Consider the following 15,799-nt stretch of genomic DNA (forward strand, 5'->3'; position numbering starts at 1 on the left):
ACCACCATGACCGCAGCCTCCGACGATCAGCGCAGGCACGCCAGCCAGCGGTCGTGCGCCGTCCAGCACTCGGCGTCGGCGAACCCGCCGGCCAGGGCGACCCGGCGGATGTCGCTCGCCGACACGGTCGCCCAGCCGAACCACTCCCCGGCGAGCCGCCCGCGGCGCAGCCGGAGCCGGTCGACCCGGCTGCGCGTCTCGGGCGGGGCGACCTCGGCCAGCACGATGCCACCGGGCCTGATGAGCTGCCTGACCCGGCGCAGCAGCACCTCGGGGTGCCCGGCGATGCCGATGTTGCCGTCGGCGAGCAGGGCCGTCGCCCAGTGCCCGCTCCACGGGACGTCGTCGAAGACGTCCCGGAGCAGGGCGAACCCGCCGGCCCGGCGGGTCAGGGCGACGGCCCGCGGCGTGATGTCGATGCCGAGCGCGCGGATCCCGCGACGGGTCAACGCCGCCGTCAGGCGTCCGGGGCCGGAGCCGATGTCCAGGGTGGGGCTGGCGCACCGGCTCAGCAGTTCCTCGTCACCGTCGATCGGCTCGAACCAGCGGGCGGTCTCCAGCGCGACGCGGGTGCCGTCCACGTACTCGATCTCCGTGCTCTCCCCCGCGAGAGCGTCCGCGTAGATCTCCCCGATCATCGGCCCAGCCCTTTCAGTACGGCGGCGAAACGCGACCCGGGTGCCTGGGCCGCCACGGTGACGGCGTCGGCCGCGGTGTCGACGTCGATCAGCTCGGGCAGCAGCCGGACGGACAGCCCGGCGCGTTCCAGCCGGTCGAGCTGAAGCTTGCCGGTCTCCGGGTGCGACATGGGCACCCCCCGGATCAGCTCCGGGTCCGGCCGGCGCATCCCGAGCAGCCAGAAACCGCCGTCGGCGGCCGGGCCGAACACCGCGTCGTGGCTGTCCAGCGCCTCGCCCGCGGCGCGCAGCAGCTCGGGGGTGACCTGCGGGGTGTCCATGCCGATCAGGACGACAGGTCCAGGCCGCAGCCGCCGGACGTCGGCGAAGGCCGCAGCCAGACGTTCGTCCAGGCAGCCGCCGCGTTGCGGGATCACCACGATCCCCGGCGGCAGCCAGTCACCGGGGAGGCCGTCCAGGGCGAGCACCCGCTGGGCGGCCGGCGTCGCGGCGACGGCACGCAAGCTGTCCCGGAGCGCGGCCTCGGCCAGCGCCGCGGCCTGGGCCGGGCTGAACGGCGGAGTCAGCCGGGTCTTGACCTTCCCCGGCACCGGCTCCTTGGCGATGATCAGTAACTGCGGGTGGTGATGACGCGGCATTACCCTTCCTTACGACGTGCGGACAGCAGGTGCCCCAGCAGCGCGAGCAGCGCGATGACGGCCAGCACGACGGCCAGGTTGAGGCCGTAGTCCAGCGGCAGGATCGAGGGGTTGTCGGCCCGCCGGCCCAGCGCCGACACGGTCGGCAGGGTGGCCACGACCAGGGCGCCCGCCAGGATCAGCGCGGTCCGCACGGGCCACGGCCACCGTCCGGCCACCGTGCCGGCGACCGCCACCCCCGGGGCGAGCAGGGCGTCGTGCACGACGAGCACCCCGCCGAACCACAACGCCCACCCGAACAGGACGCCCTCCGCCACCAGCCCGCCCAGCCCGAGGACGACCAGAGCGCCGCCGGCGACATGACCGATCCACCTCATGCCACCCTCACCTCCGTGACCCACTTGGTCTGCTGGACGCCCGGCCGGTTCGGCGCGATCAGGCGCACCGGATAGCCGTGGTCGGGGTCCAGCGGCCGGCCGTTGATCCGCAGGGCAAGCAGGGTGAGCGGGTCGTTCCAGTGCGGCGGGCGGATCTCGCTGGTCCGGTACGCGCCGGTCCGTTCGAGCGATGCGACGGTGACGAAGGCGTCCGGCGCCGCGCCGGCGGACTCGAGCAGGTCACGCAGCCGGATCCCGGTCCACTCGCACTCCACGCTCCACCCCTCCACGCACGCGATCGGCAGGCGGACGGTGTGCCGCGCCATGCGGACGAGGTCGGCGTAGTCCAGGGACAACGGGGTACGGACGGCCCCGGTGACCAGCAACCGGTAGCCCGGCCCGACCACCACCCCGGCCGCGGCGGCCGACCGGTTGACCGGCACCCCCTGGGCGCCGATGCGGGGATTGCGCGGAGCCAGCACGGCCAGCCGCTCCAGCGGGGTGACCGCCTCCCCCGCGGTGACCAGCGCGGTCAGGCCGCAGGCGGCGGCGACGGTGACCAGGAAGCGCCGGCGGTCCGGGTCCGCCACGCGGGTCCACAGGCTGCGCCTGACCTTGACCCACTCGTTCGCGACGTGGATCAGCAGCGCGCCGTAGACGACGTAAGCCGTCCAGTAGTGCGCCTGGACGAAGCCGAACGGCCACGGGTAGACGTAGGCGATGTTCAGCGCGCCGGTGACGAGCTGGAACAACGCGCCCGCCACCAGGAGCAGCACGCACAGCCGCTCGACGACGTGTCCGGCGGAGCGGAACGGCGGCCACTGCCACAGCTTCGGGTACACCGCCCACAGCTTGGCCAGCAGCAGCGGGACCGTGGCGAGCCCGCCTACGACGTGCAACCCCTGCGTGACCCGGTACAGGCTGACCGGCCGGGAAGGCCAGAGCAGCCAGGCGGGCGGATGTTGCAGGAAGTGGCTGAACAGCCCCGTGGCGAAGGCGACGGTGAAGCTCACGCCGAGCCAGACGCCCAGCTTGGCCGCCACCTGCTCGGAGCGCAGCCGGCTGGTGAACCTGTCGGAGATCGTCCTGAGGATCATTGGCGTGTTTCCGCTCGTTGGGGACGTCGCGCGGCCCAGCCGGCCAGCACGGCCAGCCCGGCCAGGGCGTAGACGAGGGTGGCGGGGCTGTCGGGAGCCGCCGGTCCGGTGGCGTAGGCGACGGCCCCGGCGAAGGCCGCGCCCAGCCATTCCCACCGGCCGTCCATGGCGGCCAGCGCGACGACCAGCAGCGCGTACCAGGAGTACCCCGGCGTGAACAGCAGCAGGAGCGACCCGCTGACCAGCAGCGCGCCCTGCCAGGGCCGCTCCGCGTCGCCGTACCGGAGGACGGCCAGCGCGATCAGGACCAGCAGCAGGACAGCGGCGACGGGAGCCCAGGAGTCCGGCAGGAGCAACCGCAGGATCGCGTACCGGTTCCCTCCGCCGTCGTAGCGCTCCTCCCGCAGGTAACCCGGCAGGTAACCGGCCACCGAGATGCCCGAGAGCAGCACGTACGGCAGATAGGACAGCGCCACCACGAGAGCGGCGGGCGCCACGACCCCGAAAACCCGCCGCCACGCCACTCCGTCCGCCCGGTTCCCGAGCACACCGGACAGGGCGCCGGGCAGCGCCGTCGCGGGAAGCAGCTTGGCCGCCACGGCCGCGCCCAGGAGCGCGCCCCGGCCGCGGGTGACGGAGAAGGCCACCACCACCAGCAGCACTCCGAGCATGTCGACGTGCGCGTTGTTCACGGCCTCGACCGGGACGGCAGGACACCACGCCCAGAGCGCCGCGCGCCGCGCCCCCGTCCACCGCACCAGCGCGAGCAGCACGAGGACGGCCATCGCCCAGCCGCCGAGCTGCAGCGCCTTGTGCCGGGAGCCCTCCGGCGACACCCAGTGGACCAGCAGGAAGTACCCCTGCGCGAGCGGCGGGTAGATCGTCGGCACGGTGGGGCGGTTGATCCGGGTGCAGCCGCCGTCGGGCAACGGCCACAGCCACCGCTCCCCGCACTCCGCCGGGAAGAGCCAGTCGTCGCGCAACCCGGCGAGCGCCGGGTCGGCGGGCGGATGGTCGTAGGGCGAGATGCCGGCGGCCTGCACGCGGCCGTCCCAGGCGTACCGGAAGGAGTCGGTGCTGCTGCTCGGCGGCGTCGTCAGCCCGACCCCGGCCAGCGCGATCCCACCGGCGACGACCAGCGCGGTCAGCCGCCGCTCCGGCACCCGTCCGGCCAGCCACAGAGCCGCGGCGAACAGCGCCCAGGCCAGCACGTACCAGCCCAGCACGGGCGGGCCCGCCACCATCTTGGCCACGACGGCGCCCAGCGCGACGAGCACCGCCACGGCCGCGGACATGTTCCAGCTCACAGCCCGGAGCCTGACACCCGCGACCCGCTTCCCGGCGGTCCCGGCGCCCGCCGTTCGACCTTCGTAAGAACCCTTACGGATCGCGAACGTCATCCGATCGGCGCCGCCCGGCGGGGTTACGGTCGGGGCGTGAGAGTGATGGTCACCGGCTCGGCCGGTTTCATCGGCAGGCACGTGGTCGAGGCGCTGGAAGCGGCTGGACACGACGTCATCGGCCTCGACCTGCGGTCAGGCGCGGACGTCCGGGACGCCGGCCTCCTCGACACGCTGCTGCCGGGCGTGGACGTCGTCGTGCACCAGGCCGCCAAGGTGGGCCTCGGCGTGGACGTCTCCGACCTGCCCGACTACGCCTCGGCCAACGTGTACGGCACGGCCGTCCTGCTGGCCGCCATGGCCAGGCACACGATCCGCCGGCTGGTCCTGGCGTCCTCGATGGTGGTCTATGGCGAGGGCCGCTACGAGTGCGTCGCGCACGGCGAGGTCAGGCCGGGCCCGCGCACCGCGACGGAGCTGGAGCGCGGCCGGTTCGACCCGCCCTGCCCCCGGTGCGGCGAACCGCTGGCCTGCACCGTCATCGACGAGGACGCCCCCACCGATCCGCGCAACGCCTACGCCACCAGCAAGCTCGCCCAGGAGCACCTGGCCGCCAACTGGGCCAGGGAGACGGGCGGCAGCGCGGCGGCGCTGCGCTACCACAACGTCTACGGACCCCACATGCCGCGCGACACCCCCTACGCCGGGGTGGCCGCGATCTTCCGCTCCGAGCTGCAGGCGGGCCGCGCCCCGAAGGTGTTCGAGGACGGCCGCCAGCTCCGCGACTTCGTCCACGTACGCGACGTCGCCCGGGCCAACCTGGCGGCCATGTCGGCGCCCGTCCGGCCCGGTGAGTCGCGTGCCTGGAACATCGCCTCAGGCACCCCGCGCACGGTGGGCGAGATGGCCGACGCGCTGGCCGCCGAACGGGGCGGGCCCGGCCCGGTGATCACCGGGGACTACCGGCTGGGCGACGTCCGCCACATCGTGGCCGCCCCCGGACGTGCCGAGGCCGAGCTCGGCTTCCACGCCGAGACCGATTTCGCGACCGGTATGAAGGAGTTCGCCTGGTCATGACCGTCGATGTGATCCTGCCCTGCCTGAACGAGGAGGCGGCGCTCGGCTGGGTGCTCGGGCGCATGCCCGACGGATACCGTCCGATCGTGGTCGACAACGGCTCCACCGACCGCTCCGCGCGCATCGCCCGCGAGTTCGGGGCCGAGGTGGTCCATGAACCGGTACGCGGTTTCGGCGCCGCCTGCCACGCCGGCCTCCTCGCCGCCACCGCCGAACTCGTCTGCTTCATGGACGCCGACGCCTCGCTCGACCCCGGCCAACTGCCCCGCGTGACCGCCGCGGTGCTCGACGGGCACGGCGACCTGGTCCTGGGACGCCGCATCCCGGCCGCCGCGGGTTCCTGGCCCTGGCACGCGCGGCTGGGCAACACCGTGCTGGCCGCCACACTGCGCCGCCGTACGGGAGCGCCGCTGCACGACCTCGGCCCCATGCGCGCGGCCAGACGCGCGGCGCTCCTGGACCTCGGCCTGACCGACCGCCGCTTCGGCTACCCCCTGGAGATGGTGCTGCGCGCCGCCGCGGCCGGCCGGCGGATCGCCGAGGTGCAGGTCGACTACCTGCCCCGAGCCGGCGTCAGCAAGGTCACCGGCACCCTGCGCGGCACCCTCCAGGCCGTCTCGGACATGCGGCGCGTCATGACCGAGCTCCAGCAGCCCCGACCGGCCTCGCGTGCCTCAGGACGATGACCCGCTTTACTCCGAGCTGAACAGATCCTTGCCCGGCCTTGTCCAGACGGGGGCGATCACATCAGAATAAGTTCAGTCTTCAACTACTCGGTTGGAGCGCCACCGCACGGATGAGGAGAGGCATGAAGCGCACCATCCCCATTCTCGTCGCGACCGGCGTCCTCGGCGCCACGCTCACCGCCACCAACCCCGCCTCCGCGGCCACCTCCACCCTCGACTGCGCCGCAGGCGGATACCCCCGGGTCCTCAACAGCTACGTCCCCACCAACGTCGAACGACCCGCGATAGACGGCCGCAGCTACAACATCGGCGGCCCGCTGTCGTACACGTACGAGATCTGCCTCGACATCCCGGACACCTCGACCTTCACGATCGAGGTCCGAAGCTGGGCCAACGGGTCACCGAACGTGTTCGTGGACGACCGCCCCGGTGACAAGATCTTCCGCTACTCGCTCGGCCCCAACAGCTTCTGGCAGGTCTACGGCACACTCACCGGGCCTGACAGCACCTACCTCTACTACACCTGGCACGAGAAGCAGATCCCGGCCTGACGACTCGACTCGTCACCGTCGGTGGATTCCTCTTTCTGTACGAGACGTCAAAGGCCGCATCCCCATCATGGGATGCGGCCTTTGACCAGGAGGTGCCCCCAATCAGAGGAAGTCTCGCCAGAACGGGACCGTGGCCTGTGCGTTCCGTCTGTCGCTGGTGTCCGCTTCGGAGGGGTCGAACTCTCGGTTGATGTAGTCAGGCAGGTCTTTGCCGTAAGAGATGATGTCGGTCTGGTAGATCGAGAGCACCGGGTGCCCGTAGGTCCCGCGTCCGGCGGGCAGGTAGCGGTGGGCGAAGATCGGGATCATGCGTGGCGCCTGAGCGAGATGCAGCTTCGCTGCTGTCAGCGCATCGTCCGGAAGGAGTGGGCGCACGCCCCAGGCGTCGTGCCAGTAACCGTGTCGGACGTCGAACAAGACGCCTTCCGCCGGCCAATCCAGGTACGGTCGCAGCTCGTCGGGGTCGCCGTTTCGCCAGTCCGGCCAGGGTTGAGCCCGGGTATGCCCTGCCTCGGCAGGTGGGCTCACCGGCAGCCCAGCGGCCAGGAACGCCCGATGGTCGTCGGCGAACTCGAATCCGTACTCGCGTTCGACGCGGGCGAATTCGGCTTCGGTCAGCCCTGGCTCGATGCGACAGCAGCCGGACCGCAACAGCCGGCGGGCAGCCTCGTCGCCCAGCCGAACCCCTTCGCGACCAAGCACCTTGGAACAGTAACGCCTCACAACGCTTCAGCAGCCGAGGTCCTGGGGCCGAATCCACACGCTCGACCGAAGGGTCAAGATCTACAAGTGGGACCGGACACCACGCTGGTGCGTCACCTTTCTGCGGCGAACCAGTTCGCTCCGACTCGCCGCCTCGGCGCGGCGGGCCAGCTCGTCACGGTGGGCCGCTGTGACGGCCAGGGCCGCCGGCAGGGCGGTCAGGACGGCCGTCGCCGCGAGCGCGGCCCAGGTGGCCGCGTCGGGGTGGATCAGCGACTGGCCGCGCAGCGCCTGCCAGGCGGTGATCGTGAACAACGCGCCGTAGCCGAGGATGACGACCCCGGTGAGCTGGGCGCGTACGCGTTCGTGGCGTAGCGGACCGATCCGGGACGCGAGGGCGGTGAGAACCAGCACCGTGAGGACGAACACCTGGATGGAGTGCAGGCCGATGAAGTGCGGGACACGCAGGTCGCCGCCCGTGGTGCTCCAGTGCTCAGCTCACTCCCTTGGCTTGAGCCTGGGCTGCGAAACAAAAGCCAGAAACCGTCGGTCGCTCCCGTTCGACTCCCCGCGGGTCGAGCCGTGCTCGGCCACCTCGCAACAGAGGTCAGCCGGCCCAGAGGAGGTCGATGATGCGCAAGGCTCGGGTTTCTTCATCGAGGATGAACGTCATCATCCCCTGGCTGCTATCTCCGAAGAAGGCGTGTCTCACGACGGACTGCCCGGGACGCTCCACGACCGCGTCCCATGGATCGCGGAGGAGTTCGAGAAGACGCTCCAGCAAGGGGCCGTCGCGAACGTCCTCGGGAAGACCGTTCAGCTCGTAGAGTGCGCGTCCGTGGAAACCATCGAACTTGTAGCTCACACCCGGCCTTCCCACTCCGGCGGGGTGTAGCGAGTGAACATCTCCGTACGGTTTTGAAGAGCGTCCTGGACGGCCTCCTCGTAGCCCGGGCGAGCGTAAGCGATCGCACGCAGACGCCACTGACGCAACAGCGTCTGCACCTGCTTGAAGCGGGCCAAGTCGTGCGCGGCCTCCAGAGCGTCGTCGTACTCCGCCCGGAACTGCGCACGGTGCGACACCGGAAGCGCCTCGAAGATCGCGGCCGGATCTTCACCTGGATCGTAAGGTGCAACGGGCTCCACAGGCTGAGCGGTCATACCGACCAACCTATCCTCCCTGAGCACGAAAGCGTGCCCTCGTGCTCTCACTCAGTCACGCGACCTTCACGCCTCCCATGATGAGAGTAGAGAGGTGAGCCGTGCAGCGAACGATCACCGGACAACCCATTCACCCAGCGGCGAAGCGGGCGCGCTGAGCAGCGCGGACGAGCATGCTGATCGCTTGTCATGCGGGTCCGGCCGTGGTGGGGTGCTGCCGTGAGCGAAGTTTGGTATCCCGGCGAGCTCGCGCTTCCTCTTGCCTTCCCGAACCGCCGCTTCCGCCTCTGGAGCTATGTTCCTACGCACAGTGGCCTCGTCGTGCGGTCGGAGTTCGAGCCTGACCTGCCCCATGTCGAAGTGCTCTTCCAGGTCGTCCACCTGATCAACCTTCCGACCAGGATGAACGGATTCATGGTCGCTGTCGGAGAGGACAGTGGGGCGTCGGGCGTGACATTCACCGTGAGCGGCGATGACTTCTCGGGCCACGTCATCGCGGACTACCTTTGTCTCGGCACCGAGGAACGATCGAAATACAGTCCAATCTCGATCTTCCACGGCTTGCTGAGCAGCGAATTCCTACCCGAGCCACGCGGTCCCGCCTGATCATCCCGGAGCCGGAGCCCCTACTGGGGGCACTATCTGCGGCGGCGCAACATCACCCTGGCGAGCCAGATGATGGTGGGTAAGAGGATCAACAGAACGGCGAAGCCGGCATGCTGACCACAGCACCCGATCAGCCTTCAGCCGGACCGTTCAACCGACCACGCCGAGATCACGGAAGATCGGTTCCAGCCGTCGGTACGTCAGACCCTCGGGTGCGCCGCGGCGCTCCGCCTCACGTTTCAGGGCGGCGAGGTCGGCGCTCGCCCGGTCCAGGGCGAACTCCACAACGTACGCGGTGACCGTGCGGCCGTGCCGCCTCATCGTGCGTCCGCGCGGTAGTTGATCAATGAAGCACCTTGCTGAGCTCGGCGCGGGATCGGATGTCAAGTTTCGGATAGACCTTGTACAGGTGGTACTCGACGGTGCGCGGGCTGAGGAAGAGTTGTGCCGCGATGTCGCGATTGGACAGGCCGGCTGCGGCGAGTTCGGCGATCTGCAGTTCCTGCGGTGTCAGTCGGCTCCCCTCGGCCGGCGTCGTACGTTGCCGGCTCGAGCCGTCGATGGCGGCCAGTTCGCCCGTTGCACGCTCTGCCCAAGGCCGGGCGCCCAGCTGGTCGAACAGATGGCGTGCGACGTCCAGGTGCTCGCGGGCCTCACTCTTGCGACGGGCGCGGCGTAGCCATTCGCCGTAAAGCAGGGTCGTCCGGGCGCGATCGAAGGGCCGTTCGTCGGCCGGGTGACGTGCCAGTGCTTGAACGTACAGATCCTCCGCCGAATCGTCAGCCGCAAGCAGGGCCCGACACCGCAGCACCAAGGCGTCGGTCCACGGCTCGTCCATGACGGCCGCCCAGGTTTCGCAACGCCGCATCGCCTCGGACGCCTCGTCGGCACGGCCGATTCGGACGGCGGCTTCGATAAAGTCGGGGACGCTGCGCTGGACGGCGGACAGGTGCCGGGTTGGTCCCCGTTGCACGCCGGCGAGGCATTCGTGCGCCTCAGCGATCCGGCCAAGTCCCAGATAGAGAAGGCCGAGGGCCGCGCGGGCCTGGGTGCCCGTCGCACGCTCGTCACCCAGCGAACCCGCGTCGGTGCCCGCCATCTCGTGGCAACGCTTCTCATCACCCTGGATCGCCGCCAGGTAGGCCAACGCGGAGCTCGCGTACGCAGCCCAGAGCTGTTGACCGGTATCACGGCCCAGCGTGACCGCTTCGGTGCCGCTGATCAGCGCGTCCCGATACCGTCCAAGAAAGACTTGGCTCAGGCTGAGCTGGGCAAGCGCCGATGGGAGCACCGCGACCGCGCCCCGCTCGCGGGCACCCTGGATGAGTTCCGTGGCGATCTCCGACGATGTTTTGTCCCGATTCAGTATTGCCGCGAAGCTCATCACCTCGGCCAGGGCCTCAGGTCCACGCTCCCTGGCGACGCAAGCTGCGCGGAGGAGCAGCGGATCCAATGCGGGGTAGCCGCGCGGGTCGGTCACGAGGGCCGCCACCGCAGCCCATTTGGCGAGCCAGGCGACAGCATCCAGTGACGTGCCCGCGGGCGCCGACGAAGCAAGGTGATCGACAGCGGCGACGAGTTTCTCCGGATCGGTGGGCATCGACCAGACGGTGTGCACAGCGGTCAGCCCCAGCCAGAACGCACGCTCGCCGTCACTTGCTGCCATCGCGTCGCTGGCCGCCAGGAGGTGGTCATAGGCCTCGTGCAGGATACGGGCCGCGAATTCGGCCCGACCGGCGACCTCGAGTAACCGTGCGCGCTGCAACCGTCCGCCGGACGTCGGAAGGGTCTGCAGCGCCGTCACCCTGGCCCATTCGATCCTGCCTGCATCGATGGCCGCTTCCGCTGCGTCGGTCATGCGGCGTACCGCATCGCCCGCCTCGGTCGAAAGTTCAGCAGCCCTTCCGAAGGCCGACGATGCCGCACCGTGGGCACCCCGAGCCATCGCCCGCCTGCCCGCCTGCTCCATCGCGTCGGCGATCGCGTCGTCGCGTCCGATCGTCGCAGCAGCCAGATGCCAGACGCGCCGATATTCGTTGCCGGTGACCGCTGCCAGGGCGCGATGAGACTCCAGCCGATCGGCCAGTGCCGCATGGTGATACGCGGCAGACCGCAACAGCGGGTGCCGGAAGATCAACGCGCCCTGTGCCACCCGAACCAGTCCGGCTGATTCCGCCGCGGTCAGATCGGCGAGCGATGTACCGACCGCCGGAGCCGCCCGGTGAATGGTTGCGAGATCACCGGTGTCGTCGGCCGCTGCGAGTGTCAGAAACCTGCGCGTACTGGGCGGGAGTGCCTCGATCTGGCGACCGAACGCCTGCACCAGGCGGTCGGTCAACCGTATGGGGCCCTCGTACGGCATCGGGCCTGCGGCTGCGAGTTCACGCAGCGCCAAGGGGTTGCCTTCGGTCGATGCGACCAACTCGGTCCGGGAGACACCTGCGAAACCGAGATCATCGAGCAGCAGCGCGGCTTCGTCTGCCGGTAGGCCGGCGAGCGTGATCTCCGGGAGTCCGGCCGCATCCGGCGCGCCGGGCTCGTTCCGGGTGGCGATCAGTACGCCGACGGCCTCGCGCCCCAGTCTGCGCGCCGCGAAGATCCACGCATCCAGCGATGCCCGGTCCATCCAGTGCGCGTCGTCGATCAGAACCAACAGCGGCGACACTTCGGATGCTTCGGCCAGCAGCGACAACACCGCCGCGCCGATCATGAACCGGTCCCGCGCGGCCTCGCCAAGCCCGAACGCACCGGACAACGCCCGGCGCTGCGGCTCTGCCAGGGCCGGAAGATGGTCAAGGACCGGGCGGAGCGCCTGGTGCAGCCCGGCGAACGGCACCTGGCTCTCCGACTCATAGCCCATGCACTGCAGTACCCGGACGTTCTCGTCCACCGCGCCGAGGGCGTACTCCAGCAGGGCGGTCTTCCCGATCCCGGGCTCCCCGCGGACCAGCAGCACGCCACTCACCCCGCGCCGGACCTGCTCGAGCAGGGTGTCGATGGCAGCACACTCAACCTGCCGGCCGCGAAGCATGACGGCCAGACTACCGCCGTACCGGCCGTGCGATCACTGATACCGATACTGATTCGGGTACCGGTCGATCGCCCTAGCGTCGAAGCACTGCCGCCATCCCGAGGTCACCCCGATCAGCGTCATTCGCACAGCCATGACCAAGCGATACGAGGCGGTGATCGTCGGTGCAGGAGCCGCCGGACTGCCGCGGCGATCGCCACGACCGGCGGGAGCTCAACACCACCGACTGGAGTAGACCGTGACTACTGGAAATACGAGACCCGGAGCCGGGTGGCGGGAATGGGTTGGGCTTGCCGTGCTCAGCGTGCCCACGTTCCTCGTCACGATGGACTTCTCCGTGCTGTACCTGGCCGTACCCCGCCTCACCGCCGACCTCGCAGCCAGCGGCATCCAGCAGCTGTGGATCGTGGACATCTACGGCCTCATGATCGCGGGTTTCCTGGTCACCATGGGCACCATCGGTGACCGGATCGGCCGGAGGAAGCTGTTGTTCATCGGCGCCGCGACGTTCGGCATCGCCTCGGTGGCGGCGGCGTTCTCCACCAGCCCGGAGATGCTCATCGCCAGCCGTGCGCTGCTCGGCGTGGCTGGTGCCGCGGTGACGCCGTCGGTGCTGGCCCTGATCACCGGCATGTTCACCGACCCGCAGCAGAGCCGCCGCGCCCTGGCCGTCTATCTGGCCTGTTTCATGGGCGGGGCGACGCTCGGCCCGCTCGTCGGTGGCGTCCTGCTCGAGTATTTCTGGTGGGGTTCGGTCTTCTTGGTGTCCGTGCCGGGGATCGCGCTGCTGCTGGCGTTCGGCCGCTTCCTGCTCCCCGAACAGAAGGCGCCGCAGGTCGGCAAGCTCGACCCGGTCAGCGTCGTGCTGTCCCTCGCAGCGATCTTGCCGTTCGTCTATGGGCTCAAGGAACTTGCCCGCAACGGCTGGGAGTGGTTCCCCGCCGGGGCGCTGGCGTTCGGCTTCGCGGTAGGGCTGGTGTTCGTCCAGCGGCAACGGCGCCTGGAGCACCCGCTGCTCGATCTGCGCATGTTCGGCAACCGTACGTTCAGCTCCGCTCTGACCTTGATGTTCGTCACCGCCGTGGTGGGTGCCGGCACCCTCCTCCTCGTCACGCAGTACCTGCAGAACGTCGCCGGCCTCACCCCACTGGCGGCCGGCTTGCTCCTGCTGGTGCCCAACGTGCTGATGATCATCGGCAATCTGGCCACTCCTCCGGTGGCGAACCACATCCGTCCGGCGTACCTGATCACGTGCGGACTGATCGTCGCGGGTGTCGGCTACCTGGTCTTCACGCTGGCTGACTCGACGTCCGGCCCGATGACGATCTTCATCGCGATGTGTGTCGTCATGCTCGGCACCGCTCCGCTGGCCGCGCTCTGCAATCTCCTCGCCATGGGGGCCGTGCCTCCGGACAAGGCCGGTTCGGGGGCGTCGATCGTCCAGACGGCCGCCGAGTTCGGGATCGGGTTCGGCATCGCCACGCTCGCGACGCTCGGGACCGCGGTGTATCGGCGCAACGTGGAGGACGGTCTCGGCACTGCACGTCCTGATGCGGCGGACGCAGCCCGGGAAAGCATCGACCGCGCGGTCGCCGTGGCCGGGCAGCTGCCCGCAGAGCAGAGCGGTGACCTGCTGGCCGCAGCCCGCGACGCCTTCACCTCCGGCATGCACGTGGTGGGCATCGTCAGCGCCGTCATCTACGTCGGCCTGGCCGTTCTCGCTGCGCGGGCGTTCAGACACGTGCGGAACTCGCGCGGCGACGACGACACGACGACGGACGCCGACCCGCTGCCCGAAGCCGAATCGGCCACGCCGGCCACCCAGAGCCATGAGCGCTCATCGATTTGACCCGGATCGAGGAGAAGCCATGCCCCAACCCGTCGTGCACTTCGAGATCGTCGGTGGCGACGCCGCCGCGCTGCACACCTTCTATGCCCAATTGTTCGGCTGGAAGGTCGAACCCTCCGGTCCTGGCGGCTACGGCCTGGTCCAACCGAGCGGGCCGGACGGGATCACCGGCGGCATCGGCTCCGGTGACAGCGGTGACAGCCGGCACGTCACCATCTACGTCGAGGTGCCCGATGTCGGTACAGCTCTGGACAGGGCCGAAGAGCTGGGTGGCCGCCGCCTGTTCGGCCCGGACATCGTGCCGGGAACCAACGTCGAGTTGGGCCAGTTCACCGACCCCGAGGATCACGTGATCGGCCTGACCGCCGCGATCACACCCGATCAACCACACGCAAGGAGAACATCATGACCGCGACCTACACCTGGGACGTCTATTCCAGCCTCGACGGCTACGGCTCCTACAGCGGCGACGGCGACTGGGGCGGCTACTGGGGCAAGCAAGGTCCCGAGTTTCTCGACTACCGCTTCGCCTTGTACGGCGAGGAGCAGCGGATGGTCTTCGGGGCCAACACCTACCGGGAATCCGTGCAGCTGCTGGGCCCGAGCACCGAGCCCGAGGTGAGCGATCCGGTGAACACCCGGCTGAGGAACCTGCCGACCACAGTGATCTCGACCACGCTCGAAGGCGCCCTCGCCTGGCCGAACGCGACCCTCGTGAGCGGCGACGCCGTCGACGTCGTCGCCCGGCTCAAGGAAGAATCCGAAGTGCCGCTGCGCTCGCACGGCAGCCTGGCCATGAACCGGGCGCTGATGGCCGCCGGCCTGGTCGACCAGGTCCAGGTGACAATCTTCCCAGTGATCACCGGACAGACCGGAACGGCCCCGATCTTCCAGGGCGCGGCCGACTTCGACCTCGAACTGCTCGGAAGCCGGACACTCGACGGCCGTACTCAAGAGCTCATCTACCGGCCCACCCTGCACGGCTGAGCGGAGGGCACCCGGATCTGTCCCCTCGGCAGCCGCATATGAGGTCGCCCTGCTGATCCACCACGCATCGCGACCACTGCGTGTCCCCACGCTCGTAGTCACTCAGCCAGTCACACACCCTCGCTGGATGATCCCAGCGGGGGCACGTTCTCCAGGTGGAGTCTAGGAGGTTCGAACTCCTGACTTCCTGCGTGCCCATCAAACCGTAGGTCGCCAGTGCCCTATACCGTCGCAACCTCATGCAGTAGCCCACCCGCAGCGACATACCCGACTCATACCGATGCTCGTTAAGCTGCGGCGCATGATCCGCACCTGGCGGCCTCAGCGCACGGCTGGGCGCCGTGAATAAAGGAGAGCAACATGCGGGGGCGCCTCAGCCGTACCGGGCATTCCGCCGCCTCCATCGTGCCGAAGGTGAGGACAGGCCATAGAGTGACCGCGATCGTCGCCGCTCTCCTGGGCGTGGCAGGGTGCACCGCAAGCGAGCCGCAATCCGTCGTGACGGTCACCGCGTCCGCCGAGCCCCTTCCCGCCTATCGAGGCCCCCTCACCCTGGAATCCTTCGCAGTCGAGGACGTCAACTTCGACTCCGAGACCCTTGCCGGCGGCGACGCCGAGATCGACATCCATGCCGCCCAGATCCTCTGGAAAATCGCCGACGTGGACTTCAAGGCCATGAACGACACCAAACTCATGGTCGCACCAGGACAGGTGAACTCCCGGGCCGAGTGCGCGGCCGTGGCCCAGGCGGGGAAGGATACGTATGTCATTGCACGGACAGACGACATTCTCTGCGTGCGAACCGCGAACGGGGCCGTCGCTCGGCTCCAGGTGATCAAATTCGGCAAGGAGACCGTCACCTTGGACGCCACCGTCTGGAGACGCTGAACCTTTCATCCTCCGTCGGAGGCCTGCGGGTCTCATCATGATCGCGACCCTGGCGTTCGCCTGACCACATAGAAAACCCCTGGTAGACGGGCCGATCACCACAATCCATCCGCCAACACCAGGGGCCTCGGATGCTGTTCCACCGTGCTGCGGTCGATTTGTCACGTGCAA

19 protein-coding genes are annotated in these 15,799 nt (G+C 69.4%); 8 read left to right on the forward strand and 11 right to left on the reverse strand.

The features are described 5' to 3' along the window. Nucleotides 1–26 precede the first annotated feature (26 nt). Genes ACGFI7_RS35395 through ACGFI7_RS35415 form a run of 5 tightly spaced genes read right to left on the reverse strand, consistent with a single transcriptional unit; the run spans nt 27 to nt 4,057 of the window. Complete coding sequence (locus ACGFI7_RS35395) at nt 27–638, reverse strand: class I SAM-dependent methyltransferase (RefSeq protein ID WP_393412472.1); 612 nt, start codon at nt 636–638, stop codon at nt 27–29. Further along, nucleotides 635–1,276 carry a TIGR04282 family arsenosugar biosynthesis glycosyltransferase gene (locus tag ACGFI7_RS35400; protein ID WP_393412474.1) on the reverse strand — a complete coding sequence of 214 codons (642 nt, stop codon included), beginning with the start codon at nt 1,274–1,276 and terminating at the stop codon, nt 635–637. The genes ACGFI7_RS35395 and ACGFI7_RS35400 overlap by 4 nt, the downstream gene beginning before the upstream one ends. Then, entirely contained in the window at nt 1,276–1,653 is a 378-nt protein-coding gene (locus ACGFI7_RS35405; RefSeq protein ID WP_393412476.1) for a hypothetical protein, read from the reverse strand. The genes ACGFI7_RS35400 and ACGFI7_RS35405 overlap by 1 nt, the downstream gene beginning before the upstream one ends. Further along, complete coding sequence (locus ACGFI7_RS35410; RefSeq protein ID WP_393412478.1) at nt 1,650–2,750, reverse strand: molybdopterin-dependent oxidoreductase; 1,101 nt, start codon at nt 2,748–2,750, stop codon at nt 1,650–1,652. The genes ACGFI7_RS35405 and ACGFI7_RS35410 overlap by 4 nt, the downstream gene beginning before the upstream one ends. Next, nucleotides 2,747–4,057 (reverse strand): glycosyltransferase 87 family protein, encoded by a 1,311-nt coding sequence (locus ACGFI7_RS35415; RefSeq protein WP_393412480.1) that lies wholly within the window; start codon nt 4,055–4,057, stop codon nt 2,747–2,749. Before ACGFI7_RS35415 ends, ACGFI7_RS35410 begins: the two co-directional genes overlap by 4 nt. 138 nt (nt 4,058–4,195) lie before the next feature. On the opposite strand from ACGFI7_RS35415, the gene ACGFI7_RS35420 reads away from it, so the two are divergent. From ACGFI7_RS35420 to ACGFI7_RS35430, 3 genes are all read left to right on the forward strand, one after another. Continuing rightward, entirely contained in the window at nt 4,196–5,167 is a 972-nt protein-coding gene (locus ACGFI7_RS35420) for an NAD-dependent epimerase/dehydratase family protein (RefSeq protein ID WP_393412860.1), read from the forward strand. Then, on the forward strand, nt 5,164–5,853 hold the full coding sequence (locus ACGFI7_RS35425) for a glycosyltransferase family 2 protein (RefSeq protein WP_393412482.1): 690 nt from the start codon (nt 5,164–5,166) through the stop codon (nt 5,851–5,853). Before ACGFI7_RS35420 ends, ACGFI7_RS35425 begins: the two co-directional genes overlap by 4 nt. Nucleotides 5,854–5,975: 122 nt before the next feature. Next, entirely contained in the window at nt 5,976–6,404 is a 429-nt protein-coding gene (locus ACGFI7_RS35430; RefSeq protein WP_393412484.1) for a hypothetical protein, read from the forward strand. 102 nt (nt 6,405–6,506) lie between these two features. Here ACGFI7_RS35430 and ACGFI7_RS35435 read toward each other — a convergent pair whose 3' ends face one another. The 4 genes from ACGFI7_RS35435 to ACGFI7_RS35450 all read right to left on the reverse strand — a co-directional run bounded on the left by ACGFI7_RS35435 (nt 6,507) and on the right by ACGFI7_RS35450 (nt 8,267). Beyond that, the gene (locus tag ACGFI7_RS35435) at nt 6,507–7,106 is read right to left on the reverse strand and encodes a hypothetical protein (protein ID WP_393412486.1); all 600 of its coding nucleotides are present in this window, start codon (nt 7,104–7,106) and stop codon (nt 6,507–6,509) included. Nucleotides 7,107–7,187: 81 nt separating this feature from the next. Further along, nucleotides 7,188–7,535 (reverse strand): hypothetical protein, encoded by a 348-nt coding sequence (locus ACGFI7_RS35440; RefSeq protein ID WP_393412488.1) that lies wholly within the window; start codon nt 7,533–7,535, stop codon nt 7,188–7,190. Between the two features lie 178 nt (nt 7,536–7,713). After that, a complete protein-coding gene (locus ACGFI7_RS35445; protein WP_393412490.1) occupies nt 7,714–7,971 on the reverse strand; it encodes a hypothetical protein in 258 nt (85 codons plus the stop codon). After that, entirely contained in the window at nt 7,968–8,267 is a 300-nt protein-coding gene (locus ACGFI7_RS35450; protein ID WP_393412495.1) for a DUF6247 family protein, read from the reverse strand. Before ACGFI7_RS35450 ends, ACGFI7_RS35445 begins: the two co-directional genes overlap by 4 nt. Nucleotides 8,268–8,486: 219 nt before the next feature. Between ACGFI7_RS35450 and ACGFI7_RS35455 the strand changes: the two genes are divergently transcribed. Next, a complete protein-coding gene (locus ACGFI7_RS35455; RefSeq protein WP_393412497.1) occupies nt 8,487–8,873 on the forward strand; it encodes a hypothetical protein in 387 nt (128 codons plus the stop codon). Between the two features lie 150 nt (nt 8,874–9,023). On the opposite strand, the gene ACGFI7_RS35460 is transcribed toward ACGFI7_RS35455, so the two are convergent. Both ACGFI7_RS35460 and ACGFI7_RS35465 read right to left on the reverse strand, forming a co-directional pair. Then, the gene (locus ACGFI7_RS35460; protein WP_393412499.1) at nt 9,024–9,194 is read right to left on the reverse strand and encodes a hypothetical protein; all 171 of its coding nucleotides are present in this window, start codon (nt 9,192–9,194) and stop codon (nt 9,024–9,026) included. Nucleotides 9,195–9,216: 22 nt separating this feature from the next. Continuing rightward, nucleotides 9,217–11,904, reverse strand: a complete 2,688-nt coding sequence (locus tag ACGFI7_RS35465; protein ID WP_393412501.1) for an ATP-binding protein — start codon at nt 11,902–11,904, stop codon at nt 9,217–9,219. Nucleotides 11,905–12,208: 304 nt separating this feature from the next. Here ACGFI7_RS35465 and ACGFI7_RS35470 point away from each other — a divergent pair, with 304 nt between their 5' ends. From ACGFI7_RS35470 to ACGFI7_RS35485, 4 genes are all read left to right on the forward strand, one after another. Continuing rightward, nucleotides 12,209–13,753: an MFS transporter gene (locus ACGFI7_RS35470; RefSeq protein ID WP_393412503.1), complete on the forward strand. Its 1,545-nt coding sequence runs from the start codon at nt 12,209–12,211 to the stop codon at nt 13,751–13,753. Between the two features lie 19 nt (nt 13,754–13,772). Beyond that, nucleotides 13,773–14,162 (forward strand): VOC family protein, encoded by a 390-nt coding sequence (locus tag ACGFI7_RS35475; RefSeq protein ID WP_393412505.1) that lies wholly within the window; start codon nt 13,773–13,775, stop codon nt 14,160–14,162. Next, entirely contained in the window at nt 14,159–14,740 is a 582-nt protein-coding gene (locus ACGFI7_RS35480; protein ID WP_393412507.1) for a dihydrofolate reductase family protein, read from the forward strand. Before ACGFI7_RS35475 ends, ACGFI7_RS35480 begins: the two co-directional genes overlap by 4 nt. Before the next feature lie 360 nt (nt 14,741–15,100). Then, nucleotides 15,101–15,628: a hypothetical protein gene (locus ACGFI7_RS35485; RefSeq protein WP_393412509.1), complete on the forward strand. Its 528-nt coding sequence runs from the start codon at nt 15,101–15,103 to the stop codon at nt 15,626–15,628. Nucleotides 15,629–15,799 lie beyond the last annotated feature (171 nt).

The organism is Nonomuraea sp. NPDC048826, assembly GCF_043198225.1.
GTDB lineage: Bacteria > Actinomycetota > Actinomycetes > Streptosporangiales > Streptosporangiaceae > Nonomuraea.